This window comes from Micromonospora rubida, from assembly GCF_009908295.1.
GTDB classification, from domain to species: Bacteria; Actinomycetota; Actinomycetes; order Mycobacteriales; family Micromonosporaceae; genus Micromonospora; species Micromonospora rubida.
In genome coordinates this window covers 89,662-110,006 of the sequence record NZ_JAAALO010000003.1, presented here as the reverse complement: position 1 = coordinate 110,006, position 20,345 = coordinate 89,662, and the positions used below count along the sequence as shown (strand labels likewise).

At 73.4% G+C, this 20,345-nt stretch carries 18 protein-coding genes; 10 read left to right on the top strand and 8 right to left on the bottom strand.

What is annotated here, in order from left to right:
• Positions 1 to 27: 27 nt before the first annotated feature.
• Positions 28 to 624: a LysE/ArgO family amino acid transporter gene (locus GVV04_RS10185; RefSeq protein WP_161688309.1), complete on the top strand. Its 597-nt coding sequence runs from the start codon at positions 28 to 30 to the stop codon at positions 622 to 624.
• Between the two features lie 81 nt (positions 625 to 705).
• Positions 706 to 2,145 carry a GuaB1 family IMP dehydrogenase-related protein gene (locus GVV04_RS10180; RefSeq protein ID WP_161686990.1) on the top strand — a complete coding sequence of 480 codons (1,440 nt, stop codon included), beginning with the start codon at positions 706 to 708 and terminating at the stop codon, positions 2,143 to 2,145.
• A gap of 25 nt (positions 2,146 to 2,170) precedes the next feature.
• Here the strand turns inward: GVV04_RS10180 and GVV04_RS10175 are convergent, their stop codons facing one another.
• Positions 2,171 to 2,740, bottom strand: coding sequence for a TetR/AcrR family transcriptional regulator (locus GVV04_RS10175; protein ID WP_161686988.1), 570 nt, complete (start codon positions 2,738 to 2,740; stop codon positions 2,171 to 2,173).
• An 86-nt stretch (positions 2,741 to 2,826) separates the two neighbouring features.
• Here GVV04_RS10175 and GVV04_RS10170 point away from each other — a divergent pair, with 86 nt between their 5' ends.
• From GVV04_RS10170 to GVV04_RS10150, 5 genes are all read left to right on the top strand, one after another.
• A complete protein-coding gene (locus GVV04_RS10170; protein ID WP_161686986.1) occupies positions 2,827 to 3,273 on the top strand; it encodes a DoxX family protein in 447 nt (148 codons plus the stop codon).
• 25 nt (positions 3,274 to 3,298) lie between these two features.
• The gene (locus GVV04_RS10165; protein ID WP_161686985.1) at positions 3,299 to 3,781 is read left to right on the top strand and encodes a MarR family winged helix-turn-helix transcriptional regulator; all 483 of its coding nucleotides are present in this window, start codon (positions 3,299 to 3,301) and stop codon (positions 3,779 to 3,781) included.
• Positions 3,775 to 5,508: an ABC transporter ATP-binding protein gene (locus GVV04_RS10160; protein WP_161686983.1), complete on the top strand. Its 1,734-nt coding sequence runs from the start codon at positions 3,775 to 3,777 to the stop codon at positions 5,506 to 5,508. Before GVV04_RS10165 ends, GVV04_RS10160 begins: the two co-directional genes overlap by 7 nt.
• Complete coding sequence (locus tag GVV04_RS10155) at positions 5,505 to 7,652, top strand: ABC transporter transmembrane domain-containing protein (protein WP_407938782.1); 2,148 nt, start codon at positions 5,505 to 5,507, stop codon at positions 7,650 to 7,652. Before GVV04_RS10160 ends, GVV04_RS10155 begins: the two co-directional genes overlap by 4 nt.
• Positions 7,653 to 8,077: 425 nt before the next feature.
• Positions 8,078 to 8,686 (top strand): DedA family protein, encoded by a 609-nt coding sequence (locus GVV04_RS10150; RefSeq protein ID WP_161686981.1) that lies wholly within the window; start codon positions 8,078 to 8,080, stop codon positions 8,684 to 8,686.
• Positions 8,687 to 8,708: 22 nt separating this feature from the next.
• Here GVV04_RS10150 and GVV04_RS10145 read toward each other — a convergent pair whose 3' ends face one another.
• A complete protein-coding gene (locus GVV04_RS10145; RefSeq protein ID WP_161686979.1) occupies positions 8,709 to 10,112 on the bottom strand; it encodes an NAD(P)H-quinone dehydrogenase in 1,404 nt (467 codons plus the stop codon).
• A gap of 106 nt (positions 10,113 to 10,218) precedes the next feature.
• Between GVV04_RS10145 and GVV04_RS10140 the strand changes: the two genes are divergently transcribed.
• The gene (locus GVV04_RS10140; RefSeq protein WP_161686977.1) at positions 10,219 to 10,674 is read left to right on the top strand and encodes a gamma-glutamylcyclotransferase; all 456 of its coding nucleotides are present in this window, start codon (positions 10,219 to 10,221) and stop codon (positions 10,672 to 10,674) included.
• Between the two features lie 74 nt (positions 10,675 to 10,748).
• On the opposite strand, the gene GVV04_RS10135 is transcribed toward GVV04_RS10140, so the two are convergent.
• From GVV04_RS10135 to GVV04_RS10120, 4 genes are read right to left on the bottom strand one after another with little or no spacing between them, the layout of a single operon-like run.
• The gene (locus GVV04_RS10135; protein ID WP_328822378.1) at positions 10,749 to 11,120 is read right to left on the bottom strand and encodes a GNAT family N-acetyltransferase; all 372 of its coding nucleotides are present in this window, start codon (positions 11,118 to 11,120) and stop codon (positions 10,749 to 10,751) included.
• 25 nt (positions 11,121 to 11,145) lie between these two features.
• Positions 11,146 to 11,922: an SCO6745 family protein gene (locus GVV04_RS10130; protein WP_161686975.1), complete on the bottom strand. Its 777-nt coding sequence runs from the start codon at positions 11,920 to 11,922 to the stop codon at positions 11,146 to 11,148.
• Positions 11,919 to 12,920: a hypothetical protein gene (locus GVV04_RS10125; protein ID WP_161686973.1), complete on the bottom strand. Its 1,002-nt coding sequence runs from the start codon at positions 12,918 to 12,920 to the stop codon at positions 11,919 to 11,921. Before GVV04_RS10125 ends, GVV04_RS10130 begins: the two co-directional genes overlap by 4 nt.
• A 4-nt stretch (positions 12,921 to 12,924) precedes the next feature.
• Positions 12,925 to 13,554, bottom strand: coding sequence for an MBL fold metallo-hydrolase (locus tag GVV04_RS10120; RefSeq protein ID WP_161688305.1), 630 nt, complete (start codon positions 13,552 to 13,554; stop codon positions 12,925 to 12,927).
• A gap of 114 nt (positions 13,555 to 13,668) precedes the next feature.
• Here GVV04_RS10120 and GVV04_RS10115 point away from each other — a divergent pair, with 114 nt between their 5' ends.
• Positions 13,669 to 14,595 (top strand): DUF4349 domain-containing protein, encoded by a 927-nt coding sequence (locus GVV04_RS10115; protein ID WP_161686971.1) that lies wholly within the window; start codon positions 13,669 to 13,671, stop codon positions 14,593 to 14,595.
• On the opposite strand, the gene GVV04_RS10110 is transcribed toward GVV04_RS10115, so the two are convergent.
• Both GVV04_RS10110 and GVV04_RS10105 read right to left on the bottom strand, forming a co-directional pair.
• A complete protein-coding gene (locus GVV04_RS10110; RefSeq protein ID WP_161686969.1) occupies positions 14,552 to 15,814 on the bottom strand; it encodes an amidohydrolase in 1,263 nt (420 codons plus the stop codon). The two genes, GVV04_RS10115 and GVV04_RS10110, sit on opposite strands and share 44 nt — an antisense overlap.
• Positions 15,815 to 16,270: 456 nt before the next feature.
• Entirely contained in the window at positions 16,271 to 17,854 is a 1,584-nt protein-coding gene (locus tag GVV04_RS10105; protein ID WP_161686968.1) for an acyl-CoA mutase large subunit family protein, read from the bottom strand.
• 206 nt (positions 17,855 to 18,060) lie between these two features.
• Between GVV04_RS10105 and GVV04_RS10100 the strand changes: the two genes are divergently transcribed.
• Positions 18,061 to 20,334: a serine/threonine-protein kinase gene (locus GVV04_RS10100; RefSeq protein ID WP_161686966.1), complete on the top strand. Its 2,274-nt coding sequence runs from the start codon at positions 18,061 to 18,063 to the stop codon at positions 20,332 to 20,334.
• Positions 20,335 to 20,345: the final 11 nt, after the last annotated feature.

Genomic DNA, 20,345 nt, shown 5'->3' with positions numbered 1-20,345 from the left:
CCCGTGCCCGAAATCCTCAGCAGCTCCGTGGCCGGCTCCGCCGCCGCAGGTTTCTCCCTCTCCATCGCGCTGATCGCCGCCATCGGCGCGCAGAACGCCTTCGTCCTGCGGCAGGGCCTGCGCCGGGAGCACGTCGTGCCGGTGGTCGCCGTCTGCGCCGCGTCCGACGCGCTGCTCATCTCGCTCGGCATCGCCGGGATGGGCACCGCCACGGCGGAACACCCCGCCGCCGTCACCGCCGTCCGCTGGTTCGGCGCCGCGTTCCTGCTCGGGTACGCCGCGCTGGCCGTTCGCCGCGCGCTGCGGCCCGGCGCGCTCTCCCCCGCCGACCGGCCGCCGGCACCCCTCGGGGCGACGCTGCTGGCCTGCCTCGCGTTCACCTACCTCAACCCGCACGTGTACCTCGACACCGTCCTCCTGCTCGGTGGGGTGGCCCGCCAGCATCCGCACCACTGGGTCTTCGGCGCGGGTGCCGCGCTAGCCAGCGCGGTCTGGTTCACGGTCATCGGCGCCGCCGCCCACCGGCTCGCGCCCGTGCTGGCCCGCCCGGCGGCCTGGCGGCTCGTCGACGGCCTGGTCGCCCTCGTGATGGTCGCGGTCGCGGTGACCCTGCTGCTCGGCTGAGCATGCCGGCTCCGGGCGGGGTCAGGGTGTTTTCGGCTACCACCGGGGGCGCGGGCACCGGCGGGCGGGAATGATGGCGACGTGCGTTTCCTTCAAGGCGCGGTCCCCGCGCACGACCTGACCTACAACGACGTCTTCATGGCGCCCGCCCGCTCCGAGGTCGGCTCCCGGTTGGACGTCGACCTGGCCACCGCGGACGGCACGGGCACGACGATTCCCCTGGTGGTGGCCAACATGACGGCCGTGGCCGGCCGGCGGATGGCCGAGACGGTCGCCCGGCGCGGCGCCATCGCGGTGATCCCGCAGGACATTCCCATCGAGGTGGTGGCCACGGTCGTCGCCTGGGTCAAGCGGCGGCACCTGGTGCACGACACCGCGATCACGCTCGGCCCGACGGACACCGTCGGCGACGCCATCCACCTGCTGCCGAAGCGCTCACACGGCGCGGTGGTCGTGATCGACGAGGCCGGCCGCCCGCTGGGGGTGGTGACCGAGGCGGACACCGTCGGGGTGGACCGGTTCGCCCAGCTCCGGCACGTGATGTCGACCGAACTGCACACGGTGCCGGCGGACGCGGACCCGCGTACCGGATTCGACCGGCTCTCGGCGGGCCGGCGGCGGCTCGCGCCGGTGGTGGACGGCGAGGGCCGCCTCGTCGGGGTGCTGACCCGCAAGGGCGCGCTGCGCGCCACCCTCTACCGGCCGGCGACGGACGACCAGGGCCGGCTGCGGGTCGCGGCGGCGGTCGGGATCAACGGCGACGTCACCGGCAAGGCCGCCGCACTGCTGGAGGCGGGGGTGGACACGCTGGTGGTGGACACCGCCCACGGCCACCAGGAACGGATGCTCTCCGCGCTGCGGGCGGTGCGCAAGCTCGACCCGGGCGTCCCGGTCGCGGCCGGCAACGTGGTCACCGCCGACGGGGTACGCGACCTGGTCGAGGCCGGCGCGGACATCGTGAAGGTGGGCGTCGGACCGGGCGCGATGTGCACCACCCGGATGATGACCGGGGTCGGCCGGCCGCAGTTCTCCGCCGTGCTCGACTGCGCGGCGGCGGCCCGGGACCTGGGCCGGCACGTCTGGGCCGACGGCGGGGTGCGGCACCCCCGCGACGTGGCGCTCGCGCTGGCGGCCGGCGCGTCGAACGTGATGATCGGGTCCTGGTTCGCCGGCACGTACGAGTCGCCGGGCGACCTGTACACCGACGTGGACGGCCGGCGGTACAAGGAGAGCTTCGGGATGGCCTCGTCCCGGGCGGTCAGCGCCCGGACCGCCGACGACAGCCCGTTCGACCGGGCCCGCAAGGCGGTCTTCGAGGAGGGCATCTCCTCGGCCCGGATGCACCTGGACCCGACCCGGCCGGGCGTGGAGGACCTGATCGACGAGATCATCGCCGGGGTACGCAGCGCCTTCACATACGCGGGCGCGCGGAACCTGGCCGAGTTCCACGACCGAGCACTGGTCGGGGTCCAGAGCACGGCCGGCTACACCGAGGGGATGCCACTGCCCACGAGTTGGTGAGCCGCCGGTCCGGCGGCCGGCGCCGTCACTCCATCCGAAAGAGGCGGCCGGCGATCGCCCGGGCCGCGGCCCGGGGGTCGTCCCCGATCCGGGCCGGCAGCGCGCCCGAGAGCCAGAGCGTGGCGAAGCCGTGCATGATCGACCAGGCCGCGAGCGCGTCGCCCTGTGGATCCTCCGCCGTCGGGCGGTCCTCGGGCAGCGCGGCGACGCCCAAGTTCAACGCGGCGCCGGCGCGCTGGCGGGCCGCCACCAGCTCCTCCGCGTCGGGCCGGTAGAGGTCCGCACGGAACATCACCTCGAAGTGCGCGCGGTGCCGGACCGCGAAGTCAACGTACGCGACGCCCCTGTCCAGCAGGGCGTCGCCCGCGCCGTGCAGCGCCTTGGCGAGCAGGTCGAACCCGTCGGCGGCGAGGGCGGTGAGCAGCCCGGCCTTGTCGCCGAAGTGGTGGGCGGGGGCGGCGTGCGAGACACCGGCCCGGCGGGCCAGGTCACGCAGGCTCAGTGCAGCCGGCCCAGACTCCTCGATCACCTGCACCGCCGTGGTGAGCAGGGTTCGGCGCAGATCGCCGTGGTGGTAGCCGCGCGTTCCAGTCATGGCGCCAGCCTATCTTGCTGTTGACAAGATGGCCGCCGGGAGGGGAAACTTGCCAGCGACAAGATTCACCCTGAGGAGGCTCCCTGATGGTTCCGCTGATCACCCTCGTGGCCGGCACCGCGCTCGCCCGGCTGGCCGGCTTGGCCGGCGTCGGCCCCCTCGACGGCTGGCACCCCGCGCTGCGCGTCGGGCTGGCCGTCATGTTCGTGTTCACCGGCCTGGCCCACTTCACCAACCCCCGCCGGGCCGGCCTGCTGGCCATGGTGCCGCCCCGGCTGCCCCGCCCCGGGCTGCTGGTCACCGCCACCGGGGTGCTGGAGTTGGCCGGCGCGGCCGGGCTGCTCGTCCCCGCCACGGCCCGATGGGCGGCGGCTGGGCTGGGGCTCCTACTGATCGCCATGTTCCCGGCCAACGTCTCGGCCGCCCGCCGCGGCCTGACACTGGCCGGGCGGCCCGTGACCCCGCTCGCCCCACGCACGTTGCTCCAAGCGGTGTTCCTCGCTACCGCCGCCGTAATATCGTTTGGGGCCTGACCATCAGGGAGCTAATCTGAGGGACATGGATGTGATCGGGCTGGGGGACGTGCCGCTGGGCCGTCTGTTGGTCACCGCCGGCCACATCGTCGGCCAGCAGTGGAACCGCTACCTGGCGGAGGAGCACGGCCTCACCCAGGCCGGCATGGGCACCCTGATCACCCTCGCCCGGCACGGTGAACTGCCGCACCGGGTGGTCGCCGAGCGCTGCTTCGTCCGGCCCGCCACCCTCACCGGCATCGTCGACACGCTGGAACGCGACGGCCTGGTGGAGCGGCACCGCGACGACGCCGACCGGCGCAGCGTGCGGCTGGCCCTCACCCCCGCCGGCCGGGACCGGGTCGCCAAGCTCACCACCCTCATGCAGACCAGGGGACCGCTGACCTCCGTCGACGCCGACCCCGCGAACGCAGCTGTGATCCGGAAGTTCCTGATCGAGGTCATCGGCAGTGGAGAGGAACCACAGATGACAAGTCCCGAAACGAAACCGCAGGAGCCGGCGTGCTGATCCGGCTTCTCCGCGCCCACCTGCGGCCCTACCGCAGCCCGCTGGCGGCCGTGGTGGCGTTCCAGTTCGTCGGCACGATGGCGTCGCTCTACCTGCCGAGCCTCAACGCCGACATCATCGACCAGGGCGTGTCCCGTGGCGACACCGGCTACATCGTGCGCACCGGCGGCTGGATGCTGCTGGTCAGCCTGGTTCAGATCGCCTGCTCGATCGCTGCGGTCTACCTCGGCGCCCGCACAGCGATGGGCTTCGGCCGGGACGTCCGGGCGGAGATCTTCGGCCACGTCAACCGCTTCTCCGCCCGCGAGGTGGCCCGGTTCGGCGCGCCCTCGCTGATCACCCGCAACACCAACGACGTGCAACAGGTGCAGATGCTCGTGCTGATGAGCTGCACCATGCTCGTCGCCGCGCCGATCATGAGCGTCGGCGGGGTGGTGATGGCGCTGCGCGAGGACGTCGGGCTGTCCTGGCTGATGCTGGTCTGCGTCCCGGTGCTGGCGATCGCGTTCGGGCTGATCATCCGGCGGATGGTGCCCGGGTTCCGGCTCATGCAGGAGCGGATCGACACGGTCAACCGGGTGCTGCGCGAGCAGATCACCGGCATCCGGGTGGTCCGGGCGTTCGTCCGCGAGCCGTACGAGAAGGAGCGCTTCGGCCGCGCGAACGCCGACCTGACCGCGACCGCCCTGCGCACCGGCCGGCTGATGGCCCTGGTCTTCCCGGTGGTGATGCTGGTCCTCAACGTCTCCAGCGTCGCCGTGCTGTGGTTCGGCGCGGAACGGGTGGACGCCGGCCAGATCCAGGTCGGTGCCCTCACCGCCTTCCTGCAGTACCTGATGCAGATCCTGATGGCCATCATGATGGCCACCTTCATGCTGATGATGGTGCCGCGCGCCGCGGTCTGCGCCGAGCGGATCATCGAGGTGCTGGACACCGACTCCTCGGTGGTCCCACCGGCCGCGCCGGTCACCGAGGTCGCCAGCCGGGGCGAGCTGGAGCTGCGCGGCGTGCGGTTCCAGTACCCGGGTGCGAGCGAGCCCGTGCTGCACGACATCTCCTTCCGGGTCGAGGCCGGGCGCACGACGGCGATCATCGGCAGCACCGGATCCGGCAAGAGCACCCTGCTCTCGCTGGTCCCCCGGCTGGTCGACACCACGGCGGGGGCGGTGCTGGTCGACGGCGTGGACGTCCGCGACCTGGCGCCCGACGAGCTGTGGCGGCGGATCGGGCTGGTGCCGCAGCGGCCGTACCTGTTCAGCGGGACGATCGCCAGCAACCTGCGGTACGGCAACCCGGACGCCACCGACGCGGAGCTGTGGGCGGCCCTGGAGGTCGCCCAGGCGCGCGACTTCGTCGCCGAGCTGTCCGAGGGGTTGGACGCCCCGATCGTGCAGGGCGGCACCAACGTCTCCGGCGGGCAGCGGCAGCGCCTGGCCATCGCCCGGGCCCTGGTCCGCCGGCCGGAGATCTACCTGTTCGACGACTCGTTCTCGGCGCTCGACCTCGGCACCGACGCCCGGCTCCGGGCGGCGCTGCGACCGGTCACCGCGGACGCCGCGGTGGTGATCGTGGCCCAACGGGTCTCCACGATCGTCGACGCCGACCAGATCATCGTGCTCGAGAACGGGGGCATCGTCGGGATGGGCCGACACGCCGAGCTACTGGAGAACTGTCCGACGTACGCGGAGATCGTCGCCTCCCAGCAGAGTGCGGGGGTGCCGGCATGACCGCCGTACCGGGTCAGAAGCCCGCGCCCGCGGCCGGCGCCGAGGCGCGGACGCCGACGCGGCTGCCCCCGGGCAGCCATCGCGGCGGCCCGATGCCGGGCGGCCATCGCGGCGGCCCGATGCCGGGCGGCCATCGCGGCGGCCCGATGCCGGGCGGCCATCGCGGCGGCCCGATGCCGGGCGGCCATCGCGGCGGCCCGATGCCGGGCGCCGGCATGCCGGCCGAGAAGTCGATGAACTTCGGGCCGTCGGCCCGCCGGATGATGGGGCGGCTGCGGCCACACCGGCTCCCGCTCGTCGTCATCGTCGGGCTCGCCCTGGTCAGCGTCGGGTTCAGCGTGTACGGGCCGAAGATCCTCGGCCACGCCACCGACCTGATCTTCAGCGGGGTGATCGGCCGGCAGCTCCCGGCCGGGACCACCGCCGAGCAGGCCGTGGCTGCGGCCCGGGCGTCCGGCAACGACAACTTCGCCGACATGCTCGCCCGGATGGACCTGGTGCCCGGGGTGGGCATCGACTTCACCGCGCTGGGTCGGGTGCTGCTGCTGGCGCTCGGCCTCTACCTGGCGGCCAGCCTGCTGATGTGGTGGCAGGGCTGGCTGCTCAACGGCGTGGTGCAGCGCACCGTGCTGCGGCTGCGCGCCGAGGTGGAGGAGAAGCTGAACCGGCTGCCGCTGCCCTACTTCGACAAGCAGCCGCGCGGCGAGCTGCTCAGCCGGGTCACCAACGACATCGACAACATCTCGCAGACCCTCCAGCAGACCCTGAGCCAGTTGCTCACCGCGCTGCTCACCCTGGTCGGCGTGCTGGCCATGATGTTCTGGCTCTCGCCGCTGCTGGCGCTGGTCGCCCTGGTGGCGGTGCCGCTGTCGGTGGTGGTGACCGGCGCGATCGCCAAGCGCTCGCAGCAGAAGTTCATCGCCCAGTGGAAGCACACCGGCGAGCTGAACGGCCAGATCGAGGAGGCCTTCACCGGCCACGAGCTGGTCAAGGTCTTCGGCCGGCAGCGCGAGGTGGAGGCGACCTTCACCGCCAAGAACGAGGAGCTGTTCCAGGCCAGCTTCGGCGCCCAGTTCATCTCCGGGATCATCATGCCGGCGATGATGTTCGTCGGGAACCTCAGCTACGTGGCGATCGCCGTGGTGGGCGGCCTGCGGGTGGCGTCGGGGTCGATGAGCCTCGGCGACGTGCAGGCATTCATCCAGTACAACCGGATGTTCACCCAGCCGCTCACCCAGGTCGCCGCGATGGCGAACCTGCTCCAGTCCGGGGTGGCGTCCGCCGAGCGGGTGTTCGCCGTCCTCGACGCCGACGAGCAGAGCCCCGACCCGGCCGCGCCGGCCCGGGTGACCGACCCGCACGGCCGGGTCGAGTTCGAGCGCGTCTCCTTCCGGTACGAGCCGGACAAGCCGTTGATCGATGACCTGTCGCTGGTCGCCGAGCCGGGACACACGGTGGCGATCGTCGGGCCGACCGGGGCGGGCAAGACCACCCTGGTCAACCTGATCATGCGGTTCTACGAGCTGGACGCCGGCCGGATCACCCTGGACGGGGTGGACGTCACCACCCTGAGCCGGGACGACCTGCGCGGCCGGATCGGCATGGTGCTCCAGGACACCTGGCTGTTCGGCGGCACGATCCGGGACAACATCGCCTACGGCCGGCCGACCGCCAGCGACGAGGAGATCGTCGCCGCCGCCAAGGCCACCTTCGTGGACCGGTTCGTCCGCAGCCTCCCCGACGGCTACGACACCGTCATCGACGAGGAGGGCAGCAACGTCAGCGCCGGCGAGAAGCAGCTCATCACCATCGCCCGGGCATTCCTGGCCGAGCCGTCGCTGCTGATCCTCGACGAGGCGACCAGCTCGGTGGACACCCGGACCGAGGTGCTGCTCCAGCGGGCCATGGCGGCGCTGCGCTCGGACCGGACGAGCTTCGTCATCGCCCACCGGCTCTCCACCATCCGGGACGCGGACCTGATCCTGATGATGGAGAACGGCAGCATCGTCGAGCAGGGCACCCACGAGCGGCTGCTGGCCGCCCGGGGCGCCTACCACCGGCTCTACCAGTCCCAGTTCAGCCAGCCCGACCCGGTCCTCCCCCCCGACCCCACCCCGCAGACCGCCGCCTCGGTCCAGGGCTGATCGTCGTGGCCGGAGATCCAGCGACAGCGACCGACCCCGGGCCGAGTGACGGCCCGGGGTCGGGGCAGCAGCGAGCCTGGTGCGCGTATCGCGTCAGCGCGGGCTTCCGGCGGGTGGGCGGCGCAGGGGCGGGCCGCCGGCACGGGACCTGCCGGCGGCCCGCGGCGGCCCGGTCGTCGGAAACGGGGGGCCCGACGCGCCCGGGGCCGCGCGCCGACAACGGTACGCCGCCCGTAGCCGATCCGCCGCCCGCCCCGGCCCGTACGCCGAGGTCGCCCAGGGCGGTCGAGCCGCCACGTTCCGGCACGTCAGGGGCCGGAACCGCCGTGTCGGCGGTCACCACCGGCCGGGGTGGGCCCCGGTGATGCCCGCCACCGGGTCAGGCTCGGGGTACCCAATCTGCCGGACCCGCCGAGGTGTCAGTCGTGCTTGAGCTACTCACCCACATGGCGTCGCCGCTGTGGGCGTACGCGGCGCTGCTCGGGCTGCTGGCGGTGGACGCGTTCGTGCCGGTCATCCCCACCCAGGCGATCATGATCACCGGCGGGGCGCTCACCGTGTACGGCGGGCTGAACCTCCCGCTGACCATCGGGGTCGGCGCGCTCGGCGTCTTCGCCGGCGACCTGGCCTGCTACCTGATCGGCCGGGGCGCACCCGACCGTCGGCAGGGCCGGCAGGCCGAGCCGAGCCGGGCCCGCCGGATGGCCGGACGGATGACCCGGGGGCTGCGCCGACCCGGCCCGCTGGTGATCCTGCTCTGCCGGTTCGTGCCGGGCGGCCGGATGGCCGCCTGCTTCGCCGCCGGCCGCAGCCGGTACCCGTACCGGTTGTTCCTGACGTACGAGGCGGTGGCGGCGGCCGGCTGGGCCACGTACGGGGCGCTGGTCGGGCATTTGGGCGGCACGGCGCTGACCGAGTCGGCGTGGCAACTGCTGGTGATCGCGGGGGCGGCGGCGGGCGGCTTCGCGGCCGCCGGTTGGGCAATGTCGGCCTTCAGCGCCCGCCGCACCAGCCCCGAGGCCCCGGCCGACTGACCGACGAGCCGGCTGACGGCGGCTACTCCAGCTCGTGCAGCATGAGCTGGCGGGCGGCCTCCGTGATGGAGCCCGACAGGCTCGGGTAGATGGTGATCGTCTGGGCCAGCTCGTTGACCGTGAGGTTGTTCTCCACCGCCAGGGTGATCGGCAGGATCAGCTCGCTGGCCTTGGGGGCCACCACGACGCCGCCGATCACCTGGCCGCTGGCCGGGCGGCAGAACAGTTTGACGAAGCCGTCGGCCAGGTCGTCCATCTTCGCCCGGGCGTTGCCCCCCAGCGGCAGCATCACCTGACGGGCGGGCGTCTTGCCGGAGTCCACCTCGTCCTGGGAGACGCCGACGGTGGCCAGCTCCGGGTCGGTGAAGACGTTCGCCGCGACCGTACGCAGCCGCAGCGGCCGGACCGCTTCGCCGAGCGTGTGCCACATCGCGATCCGGCCCTGCATCGCGGCGACGCTGGCCAGCGGCAGCACCCCGGTGCAGTCGCCGGCGGCGTAGATGCCGGGGACGTTGGTCCGGGACACCCGGTCGACGGTGACGTAGCCGCCCCGGGCCAGTTCCACGCCGTACTCGCCGAGGCCCAGGCCGGCCGTGTTGGGGATCGACCCGACGGCGATCAGCGCGTGCGAGCCCTGCACCAGCCGGCCGTCGGCCAGCTCCACCTCCACCCCGTCGGCGGTGCGGCGGACGCCCTCGGCGCGGGAGTTGTTGAGGATGGTCATCCCCCGGGAGCGGAAGACCCGCTCGATGGCCATCGCGGCGTCGGCGTCCTCGTGCGGCATCACCCGGTCCCGGCTGGAGACGAGGGTGACCTCGACCCCCATGGCCAGGTACGCGCTGGCGAACTCCGCCCCGGTGACGCCCGAGCCGACCACGATCAGGTGCTCGGGCAGCTCGGGCAGGTCGTAGACCTGTCGCCAGGTCAGGATGCGCTCGCCGTCGGGCAGGGCGGTGGGGAGCTGACGCGGGGTGGCCCCGGTGGCGACCAGCACGGTCGACGCGGCGATCGAGTACTCCTCGGCCCCGTCGGCGGGATTGACGACGACCCGGTGGGTGTGACCGAGCGTGTCCTCGCCGAGCCGGGCCGTGCCGGCCACGAAGGTGACGCCGGCCTTGACCAGCTTGGCGTGGATGTCGGCGGACTGGTGAAGGGCGAGCCGCTTGACCCGCTCGTGCACCGTCCGGGCGTCGACGGTGACCGCCTCCAGCCCGTCGGAGTGCACCCCGAACTCCTCGGTGTCCCGGTACCCGGTGACCACCTCCGAGCTGGCGATGAAGGTCTTGGACGGGACGCAGTCGGACAGCACGCAGGCACCGCCGGCCCCGTCGGCCTCCACCACGGTGACATCAGCATCCAGCTGGGCGGCGACCAGGGCCGCCTCGTACCCGGCCGGCCCCCCGCCGATGATCACGATCTGGCTCACAGCTCTCGCCCCTCGTCCATGCTCACAGTGACTTTCTTCTCTCCGACACGTCCGACACGCACCGTCGTATTCTCCCCCACCCGCCCGTAGGGCTATCGTCATCGCCGTGCGTCACTACGCCGCCTACGGCTCAAACCTGGACCCCGCCCGGATGCGTGCCTACTGCCCGCATTCGCCGATGGTTGGCATCGGCTGGCTGGAAGGCTGGCGGCTCACATTCGCGGGCGAGGGCGTCATCGGCTGGGAGGGTGCGGTCAGCACCATCGTCGAGTCCCCCGGCGAGCGGGTGTTCGTCGCGCTCTACGACATCAACCCGTACGACACCGTCCAGCTCGACGAGATCGAGGGGGTGACCTCCGGGACGTACCGCAAGCTGCACGTCCGGGTCTCCACCCTCGACGGGGACGTGACCGCCTGGGTCTACGTCTTCGACGGGTACGAGGGCGGCCTGCCAACGGCGTGGTACCTGTCGGAGATCGCCAACGCCGCCGAGAAGGCGGGCGCGCCCGACGACTACGTCAGCGAGCTGCGGTCCCGCCCCACCGGCACCGCGTCGGCGTAGCGCGTCTCCCACGCCCCCAGTCTGCTCCCGGTGAGTGGCGGCGCGCGGAGCCGCCCCCCGACGGGCGGCTCCGGTCACACGCCGGCCGCCGGAACCACCCGCTCGCACATGTCGGTCCACCGCACTTCGCCCAGCCCCACCGAGCGGTAGAGCGTCGCCGGGGAGGTCGGGTTGGCCAGGTCGACGCCCAGGCCGGCGGACCGCCGGCCCTTGGCGGCGTAGACCGTGAAGGCCCGCCGCAGCAGCGCGGCGCCCACCCCGTGTCGCCGGTACGCCGGCAGCACCGACAGGGTGCGGACCCACCCCTGGTCCTGCTCCAACGCCTGGTCGGACGACTGCAACGCGCCGGCCGGCACCCCGTCGACCTCGGCGACGAACCACTCGTCCCAGGTCCGGGCGTACGGGGGCAGGTGCTCCCGCCACTGGTCGTACCCCGATCCTGGCAGCCACTCACCGCGCGCCGCCGCCCATTTATCTCCGCCCCGGCCAATCGGGGTTCCGCTGGGCGGGCCGTCCCCGCACCTGAACGCGGGTGGCGGCCAGCAGGTCCAGCAGCTCGGCGCCCTCGCCGGGGGCGAGGGCGCGGAAGCCCGCCGAGGCCAGCCGGTCGGTCACCGCCTCCGCCCACAAGCGCCGCCGCACCAGGGGCCCGACCCGGGGGTACGGCGGCGGCCAGCCGCAGGCCAGCGCGCCGGCCTCCCCCTCCGGCCCGGCCAGCACCGCCTCCAGCGGGGTCATCCCGCCGGCCCGCACGGCCATCAGGTACGCCCCGGCGAGGTGCTCGCGCAGCAGCAGCAACCCGACGGCGGCCCGGGCGCCCGGGGAGCCCTCCGGTGTCGGCATGGCCTGCCAGGCGGCGAACAGCGGCATGCCGCTGGCGTCCGCCGTGTCGACGACCCGACGCAGCAGCGCGCCCAGCCGGTGCACCCCGGGCAGGGCCGTGAGGTGCTCGTCGCCCCAGCGGCAGCACTCCGCGAGGTTCGCGGCGGCCACCTCCAGCGGGCGGATCACCCGGGCGGCGCCGTCCCAGCCGTCGGCGACGGCGTCCGGGGCGATGAAGCCGAGGGCGGCGGCCACCGTCGGGGCCCGGACGTCGCCCAGCGCCCCGGCCCGGCCGGTGATGTAGAAGGCCCAGCCGGAGATGCCCAGCAGGCGGGCCCGGCGCAGCGTGCCGGGGCAGCGGGTGAACGTTTCCCCGAGCTCCAGCACGAACGGCTTGCTCGCGGCGGCGACCTGCTCCGGCGTCATCGTCGTTCAGTCTGCCCCGCCGCCGCCCCGGCGTCAGTCCCCTCTTCGGCGTCAGTCCCTTCTTCGGCGTCGATCGCCTCGATCGCCCCCTCGACCTCGCCGGTGCGCCGGCGGGCGGCGGTGACGGTCCGTTCCGCCGCCCGCCGGGCCAGTTTCCGCCGGCTCAGCTCCTGCTCGGCCTCGGCCCGCCGCCGTTCCAGCTCAGCCAACGACCGCTCGATGTCGGCCAGTTCCTCGGCGCCGTCGTGCTCGGCGTCCGCCGCGCCGGCCAGCTCCGCCTCGGCCCGGCCCTGGTCGGTACGCGCCTTCGCCAGTTCCCGTTCCAGCGCCCGGCGCTGCCGGGCCCGCTCGGCCCGAGCGGCGCGTTCCGTCGCCCGCTCGTCGCGTTCCTGCCGGTTCCGATCCCGGTCGGCGGCCCGATCCCGGTCGAGGGCCCGATCCCGGTCGGTCGATCGGCCCGGGGCGGCCGGTGCGGGCTCCTCGTCGTCGGTGACCAGCCGCAGTTGGGGGCGGGGCACCTCGCCGAAGCCGGCGTAGCTGGCGGCCCGCAGCAGCCGGCCGGTACGCACCTGCTCGGCGACCGCGGTGTCGGACAGGGCGGCGTTGAGCGTCGCCTCCACCTCGGCCAGGGGCAGCTTTCCGCCCGGCGGGCCGCCCTCGGCGTCGGCCGCCAGCCGGCGCACCTCGGCCACCAGCGCGGCGACCACCGCGCGCCGCTGGGCGGAGAGCTCCCGCAGCCGGGGGCCACGCAGGTCGCGCTGGGCCGCGCGCAGCGCCTCGGCGAGCTGGCCCAGGTCGGCGACGAGCTCGGGGCAGCGGACGGCGAGCAGGTTGACCAGCCAGGCGGCCACGGTCGGGCGGCGCAGCCGGGCGATCTCCCGGGCCGTGGCCGGGTCGCCGGCCCGCCGGGCCTCGGCGACGGCGGCGTCCCGGGTGGCGACGAACCGGTCCGGCGGCTCCTCGTAGAGCCGTCGGACCAGGTCCCGAGGGGGCGGCACCGGGTCAGGCGTCGAGCCGGCTGCCCGGTTCGAGGCGCTGATAGTCGGTCTTGGACAGCGCCGTGTACTGGCGGTTGAGCACCGCGAGGCCGTTGTCGTTGAGCAGCCCGTCGTGCGCGGCGAAGGCGCGGCGCGGGGCGACCGCGCGGATGAAGTCGACCACCTCGGAGAACTTCGACCAGGGGGCGTGGATCGGCGCGAAGAGGGTGTCCACCTGGACGTCCTCGGGCACCACGAGGGAGTCGCCGGGGTGGTAGACCACGTCGTTCAGCAGGTACCCCAGGTTGTCCACCACCGGGATGTCCGGGTGGATGACGGCGTGCCGCCCGCCGTACGCCCGGACCGGCACGCCGGCCGCCGTGAACGACTGCCCGGGGACGACCGGCTCCAGCGCCTCGGCCGCGTCGCCGAGGACGCCGGCCAGCGAGGCCGGGCCGTGGACGCGGAACGGCCGGCGGTCGAGCTGCCGGGTGACCGCCTCGACGTCGAGATGGTCGGGGTGCTCGTGGGTGATCAGCACCGCGTCCGCCCCGTCCAGCGCCGCCGGGTCGCTGAACCCGCCCGGGTCGACGACCAGCACCCCGCCGTCGTGCTCGACCCGCAGGCAGGAGTGGGCGTACTTGGTGAGTTGCATCATGACCCCCTGATTATCAAATCGTGACGTCCCTGAGCGCAGTCTGCCGGAACCTGCGGGTCTCCGCGTCACGTCTGACGTATCGCCCGACGGGCCAGGAAAAGGGGAGCGGGAATGGACGGACGCGCACGAGGTGCACTGCTGACCGCGGTGGGGCTGGCGGCCCTGCTGGCGGTGGGTGGGTGCGGTGGTCTCAGCGGCGGGGACTCGTCGGAGGACTCGGCCGCATCGGCGCCGGAGAAGGCCGCGCCGGCCGGCGCGGCCCCGGCCGAGGCGGGAGGGGCGAAGGCCGGCGCCGGCGCCCCGGACCTACGGGTCGACCAGCGGTCGATCATCTACACGGGAAACATGCGGGTACGGGTGGACGATGTGGACGCCGCCGCCCGGTCCGCCGTCACGGCGGTCACGGCGGTCGGCGGTTTCGTCGGCGGCGACGAGCGCAACAGCACGGGCGACAACGCCCGCGCCGAACTGGAGCTGCGGGTGCCGGCGGCGCGGTTCACCGCCGTGGTGGAGGACCTGGCCAAGCTGGGCCGGCAGGAGCGCCGCTCGATCCGCACGGAGGACGTCACCGAGGAGACCGTCGACCTGGACGCCCGGATCATCACGCAGCGGGCCCGGGTGGAGAGCGGCCGCAAGCTGCTGGCCCGGGCCAGCTCGATCGGCGACCTGGTGACGCTGGAGGGCGAGGTGGCCCGGCGGGAGGCCGACCTCGCGTCGCTGGAGGCGAAGAAGCGCCGGCTGGCCGACCTGACCGCGCTCTCCACCGTCACCCTCACCCTGGTCGGGTCGGACGGCGACGCCTCCTCCGAGGAGGAGAAGGACGGGACCGGCTTCCTGGTGGGGCTGCGCGGCGGCTGGGACGCGTTCGTCACCTCGCTGGGCGTGCTGCTCACCGTGCTGGGCGCGCTGCTGCCCTTCGCGGTGGCACTGGGCGTGCCCGTGGCGCTGCTGGTGGCGGTGCTGCGCCGGCGCCGGCGCAGGCCGGCGCCGGTGCTCAGCGAGTCGCCGCCAGTGCCCGCAGCGCGGTCTGCACCATGAGTCGGACGCCGAACGCGATGGCCCGCTCGTCGACGTCGAACGAGGCCCGGTGCAGGTCGACGTTCGGGCCGGACCGGCCGACGCCGAGGCGGGCCAGCGCGCCGGGGACGTTCTCCAGGTACCAGGAGAAGTCCTCGCCGCCCATGCTCTGCGGGGTCTCCGCCACGCCGTCCGGGCCGAGCGCGGCCACGGTGGCGGCGGTGAGCACCTGGATCGCCTTGGCGTCGTTGCAGACCGGCGGCCGGCCGCGCAGATACTCCAGGTCGACCGTGGCGCCGGTCGGGGCGATGACGTCCCGGACCACCTGAGCGACGATCTTGGGGGCCTGCCCCCAGGTGTCGCGGTCCATCACCCGCAGGGTGCCGGAGGCGCTCGCCTCGGACGGGATGACATTGTTCCGGGTGCCGGCCGAGGCGTGGCCGAACACCAGCAGCAGCCCGCTGTTGGCCGGCACCCGGCGGGCGACCAGGGCGGGCACCTCGGTGACCAGCCGGCCGAGCGCGTCGACCAGGTCGACGGTCAGGTGCGGGCGGGCGGTGTGCCCGCCCGGCCCGGTGAGCTTGACGGTGACGTTGTCGGCGGCGGCGGTGATCGGGCCGACCCGCAGGCCGATCTTGCCGACCGGCTGGTTGGGATCGCAGTGCAGGGCGAAGATCTGCACCACGTCGTCCAGCCCGCCGGCCTCGATGACCTCCAGCGAGCCGCAGGGCAGGATCTCCTCGGCCGGCTGGAAGATCAGCCGGACCCGGCCGTCCAGCTCGCCCAGGTCGGCGAGCTGGGCGAGCAACATGCCGACGCCGAGCAGCACGGCGGTGTGCACGTCGTGCCCGCAGGCGTGGCACACGCCGTCCTTCGTGGACCGGTACGGCACGTCCTTGATGTCGGTGAGCGGTAGCGCGTCGATGTCGGCGCGGAGCGCGACGACGGGGCCGTCGGGGCGGCCGTTGACGTCGCAGATCACCCCGTTGCCCTTCGGGAGCAGGCGCGGGTTCAGCCCGGCGAGGGACAGCTCGCGGGCGATCAGGGCGGCGGTCTCGAACTCCTCGCCGGAGAGCTCCGGATGGGAGTGGATGTGCCGTCGGGTGGCGATGAGCCCGGGCACCCGCAGGGCGAGCAGATGGTCCAGCTCGAAGGGCAGGGGCTGGGATCCGGACGGCGCCTCCGGCGAGTCCGACGACGCCAGCTTGCTGCCGTTCGGCAGCGTCAACGCACTCGTCACGTCGAAATCTCGATCAGTAGAAATGGATGGATCATCGGGGATGACAGCAGACAGCCTAGACCTCCGGCGGTGACGCTGTGCAACTTCATTCCCGTAGCGATCAGATGGCGCAGAGTCACGAAAGCCCTGGTGGAAGGGCTCGACAATCTGCGGGACAGCAGGTAGATCGCGGTCGAACGCCGTCATCTGCCCCCCACCTCCTACAACCCGTAACCGAGTCGGCGTCACGAAATCACCGTCGATCCGGGGCCGCCGTTTCCCGAATTGTCGCATTAGTCGCTTCGGTTGCCTGCCGCTCGGACAATTAGCCGACCGCACGCGGTGGCGGGGCGATTCCTGACGGTGACACGGCGGGACGCGACGCTCGCGCACACGCTGTCCGTCCCGTTCACCCGAACGGGTTACCCATCGCCCCCGGGCCGCACACCCGAGCGCGGGGCGGCCGGCGGGGGGTGGTCAGAACCGGTCGCTCGGGCGGTACGTCCCCCAGACCTGGCGCAGGGTGCCGCAGACCTCGCCCACCGTGGCCCGGGCCCGCAGCGCCTCCTTCATCGGGAAGAGCACGTTCTCCGTGCCCTCGGCGGCGGCGCGCAGCTCGGCGAGGGCACGCTCGACGGCACCGCCGTCGCGCTCCGCGCGCAGCCGGGCCAGCCGCTCGGCCTGGGTCGCCTCGATCGTCGGGTCGACCCGCAGCGGCTCGTACGGCTCGTCGGTGTCGATGGTGAACCGGTTGAGCCCCACCACCACCCGCTCGCCCGAGTCGATCTCCTGGGCGATCCGGTACGCGGACTGCTCGATCTCCCGCTTCTGGAAGCCCACCTCGATGGCGTCCACCGCCGAGCCGTGGTCGGCCACCCGGTCCATCAGCTCGACCACCGCCGCCTCGATCTCGGCGGTCATCGCCTCCACCACGTACGAGCCGGCGAACGGATCGACGGTGGCGGTCAGGTCCGTCTCGTACGCCAGCACCTGCTGGGTGCGCAGGGCCAGCCGGGCGGCCTTCTCGGTGGGCAGCGCGATGGCCTCGTCGAAGCTGTTGGTGTGCAGCGACTGGGTGCCGCCCAGCACGGCGGCGAGCCCCTGCACCGCCACCCGGACCAGGTTGACCTCGGGCTGCTGGGCGGTGAGCTGCACGCCCGCCGTCTGGGTGTGGAAGCGCAGCATCATCGACTTCGGGTTCTTCGCCCCGAAGTCGTCGCGCATCAGCCGGGCCCAGATCCGCCGGGCGGCGCGGAACTTCGCGACCTCCTCCAGCAGGGTGGTCCGGGCCACGAAGAAGAACGACAGCCGGGGCGCGAAGTCGTCCACGGCCAGCCCGGCGGCCAGCGCGGCCCGGACGTACTCGACGCCGTTGGCCAGGGTGAACGCGATCTCCTGCGCGGGCGTCGCGCCGGCCTCGGCCATGTGGTAGCCGGAGATGGAGATGGTGTTCCACTTCGGCACCTCCTTGCGGCAGTAGCCGAACGTGTCGGCGACCAGCCGCAGCGAGGGCTTCGGCGGGAAGATGTACGTCCCCCGGGCGATGTACTCCTTGAGGATGTCGTTCTGGATGGTGCCGTTGAGCGCCGAACCCTCGACCCCGGACTCCTCGGCGACGAGCTGGTAGAGCAGCAGCAGCACCGAGCCCGGCGCGTTGATCGTCATCGAGGTGGAGACCTTGTCCAGCGGGATGCCGGCGAAGAGCAGCCGCATGTCCTCGACGGAGTCGATGGCCACCCCGACCTTGCCCACCTCGCCGTGCGCGATCGGGTCGTCGGAGTCGTACCCCATCTGGGTGGGCAGGTCGAAGGCCACGGAGAGACCCATCGTGCCGGCCCGCAGGAGCTGGTGGTAGCGCGCGTTGGACTCCGTGGCGGTGCCGAAGCCGGCGTACTGGCGCATGGTCCACGGACGCGACGTGTACATGGTGGGGTAGACCCCGCGGGCGTACGGGAACTCGCCGGGGGCGCCCAGCCGGGAGTCCAGGCCCTCGGGCAGGTCATCCGCCGCGTAGAGGCCCTTGATGGGGAAGCCGGACTCGCTTGACCGCCGTTCGCTCATCCCCGGATGGTAGGACGCGCCGATGCATCGAAGGGTGAGGGATTCCGCACAACGGCCCCAACTTCGGCGACCCCAGGGTGAGCGACCGAGCACGTACCGTGGAGTTCGGGAAACGTCCGTCGCGTCGGGTTTCGCATCGGGCGTCGGAACCAGCAAGATAGGGGAGTTGTGTCCCAGCCCCCTCGATTTCCCCCGGTGGCTTTTCTGTGACTCAGATCCCGACGTGGAGCGGCGGACCGGTCAGTCCACCCCACGGACGCGCGGCGCCCGGCACCACCATCGGTGGTCGCTACTCGCTCCGGTCCGCGGTGGGCAACGGCGGCATGGGTACGGTCTGGCGTGCCACAGACACCCTGTTGCGGCGTGACGTGGCGGTGAAGGAGGTCATCCTTCCGCCGGGCCTCGCCCCCAGCGACCGCGACTCGATGTACGAGCGGACGCTGCGCGAGGCCCGCGCCGCCGCGGCCATCCAGCACCCGGCCGTGGTCCAGGTGTACGACGTGGTCACCGAGGGTGGCCGCCCCTGGATCGTGATGGAACTACTGGACGCCCGCAGCCTGGCCGACATGGTGATCGAGGACGGGCCGGTCGCGCCCCGCGCGGTCGCCAAGATCGGTATCGCCCTGCTCGGCGCGCTGGAGGTGGCCCACGCGATCGGCGTGCTGCACCGCGACGTGAAGCCGGCCAACGTGCTGATCTGCACCGACGGCCGGTGTGTGCTGACGGACTTCGGGGTGGCCAAGCTCCCCACGGACGTGCAGCTCACCACCCCCGGGATGGTGCTCGGCTCGCCGCACTTCATCTCCCCCGAGCGGGCCATGGGCCACGAGTTCGGCCCGCCCAGCGACCTCTTCTCCCTCGGTGTGACGCTGTACACGGCGGTCGAGGGCCGGCCCCCGTTCGACCGGGGCGACCCGATCGAGACCATGCACGCCGTGGTCGAGGACCCGCCCGCCACCCCGCAGCGCAGCGGCCCGTTGACCCGGGTGCTGATGGGCCTGCTGGAGAAGGACCCGGCCCGCCGGCTCGACGTGCACACCTCCCGGGCGATGCTGCGCGAGCTGCTGGCCGGCCCGCTGACCAGCACCGCGACCGCCGTCAACTCGGTCACCGACCCGTACGCGGTGGTGCCGGCGCAGCGGCCGGTGGTCGCCCCGCCACCGCCGCCCGACCCGGAGCCGAAGCCGAGCGGGCAGATCGGCGGCCGGGCGATGCTCTCCCCCGAGGAGTCGCTGACCGACCGGCTGGCCGCCCTGCGCAGGGGCGAGAAGGCGAGGAAGAAGACCGCCGCCGCCGCGAGCGCCGCCGCGCTGGACGACACCAGCGCCGACGCGCTCGCCGGCCCGCTGCACACCCCCACCGGGGCGATGCCCACGCAGACGCCGACGTCGCCGGCCGGCCGGACGTACGGCGGGGCCTCGGAGGCCACCCAGCGGGTGGACGCGGGCGGTGCGCCGGAGGCCACCCAGCGGGTGACGTACGGCACGTCGCCCGACGCCACCCAGCAGGTCCCGTTCGGGCCCCGCCCGGACGCCACCCAGCGGGTCCCGTTCGGCGTCGGTTCGAACGCCACCCAGCAGGTCCCGTTCGGCGTCGGGTCGAACGCCACCCAGCAGGTCCCGTTCGGCGCCGGGTCGAACGCCACCCAGCAGGTCCCGTTCGGCGCCGGGTCGAACGCCGCCCAGGGGGTCGGCCAGCCCGACGCCACCCAGGCGGTGCCCGGCTTCGGTGGCCCGCCCGAGGCGACCCAGCGGGTGGGCGGGACGTACGGCGGCGCCCAGTGGTCGGTGCCCGGCACCGGCCAGCCGTGGGCCACCCCGGCCACGGCGCCCGCCCCGGCCGGCGGCGGTGCGACCGGCGGGATCGGCGGCCTCGTCGCCACCGTCAAGGGCTGGCCGCGCAAGGTGCAGCTCGCGGCGGCCGGCGGCCTCGTCGTGCTGCTGGTGGTCGGCGCGGTCGTCCTGTTCGGCGGCGGCGAACCGGACCAGCCGACCACCCCCTCGGCGCAGCCCACCGCCCCCGCCGCCGCGCCGGTGGAGATGCAGGAGCAGTCGACCCGGGGCGTCACGGTGCAGGTGCCCAAGGGCTGGCAGCGCAACAGCGCCGGCGTGTGGGTCGACTTCGTCGACCCGGAGGACAGCGGCCGCAAGGTGCGCGTCCTCTCCGAGGAGTGGGGCGGCACGTCGTCGTCGCGCTGGGCCGAGGTCGCCGAGAAGGGCCTGCGGACCAAGTCGACCTCCTGCCCGAAGCCGTACAACCGGGTGTCGATGACCGAGCAGAAGCTGGACGGTCAGGCTGCGGCCGAGTTCGAGTACACCTGCGGCGAGGGCGACGGCATGCGGCACGGCGTGTGGCGCGGGGTGGTGCACGAGGGGAAGGTCTACTCGTTCTACCTCTCCTCCACCGACGCCCGGTTCGCGGAGAGCAAGCCGATCTTCGACCGGATGGTGGAGTCGTTCAAGCTCGGCGGGGCCAACTGAGCCCCACCGGG

Bases quoted from the DNA above. Each gene is read 5' to 3' on its own strand.
- GVV04_RS10105 (WP_161686968.1), bottom strand. From the start codon at position 17,854: ATGAGCGAACGGCGGTCAAGCGAGTCCGGCTTCCCCATCAAGGGCCTC.
- GVV04_RS10155 (WP_407938782.1), top strand. From the start codon at position 5,505: ATGACCGCCGTACCGGGTCAGAAGCCCGCGCCCGCGGCCGGCGCCGAG.
- GVV04_RS10165 (WP_161686985.1), top strand. From the start codon at position 3,299: ATGGATGTGATCGGGCTGGGGGACGTGCCGCTGGGCCGTCTGTTGGTC.
- GVV04_RS10175 (WP_161686988.1), bottom strand. From the start codon at position 2,740: ATGACTGGAACGCGCGGCTACCACCACGGCGATCTGCGCCGAACCCTG.
- GVV04_RS10170 (WP_161686986.1), top strand. From the start codon at position 2,827: ATGGTTCCGCTGATCACCCTCGTGGCCGGCACCGCGCTCGCCCGGCTG.
- GVV04_RS10130 (WP_161686975.1), bottom strand. From the start codon at position 11,922: ATGACGCCGGAGCAGGTCGCCGCCGCGAGCAAGCCGTTCGTGCTGGAG.
- GVV04_RS10120 (WP_161688305.1), bottom strand. From the start codon at position 13,554: ATGCAACTCACCAAGTACGCCCACTCCTGCCTGCGGGTCGAGCACGAC.
- GVV04_RS10115 (WP_161686971.1), top strand. From the start codon at position 13,669: ATGGACGGACGCGCACGAGGTGCACTGCTGACCGCGGTGGGGCTGGCG.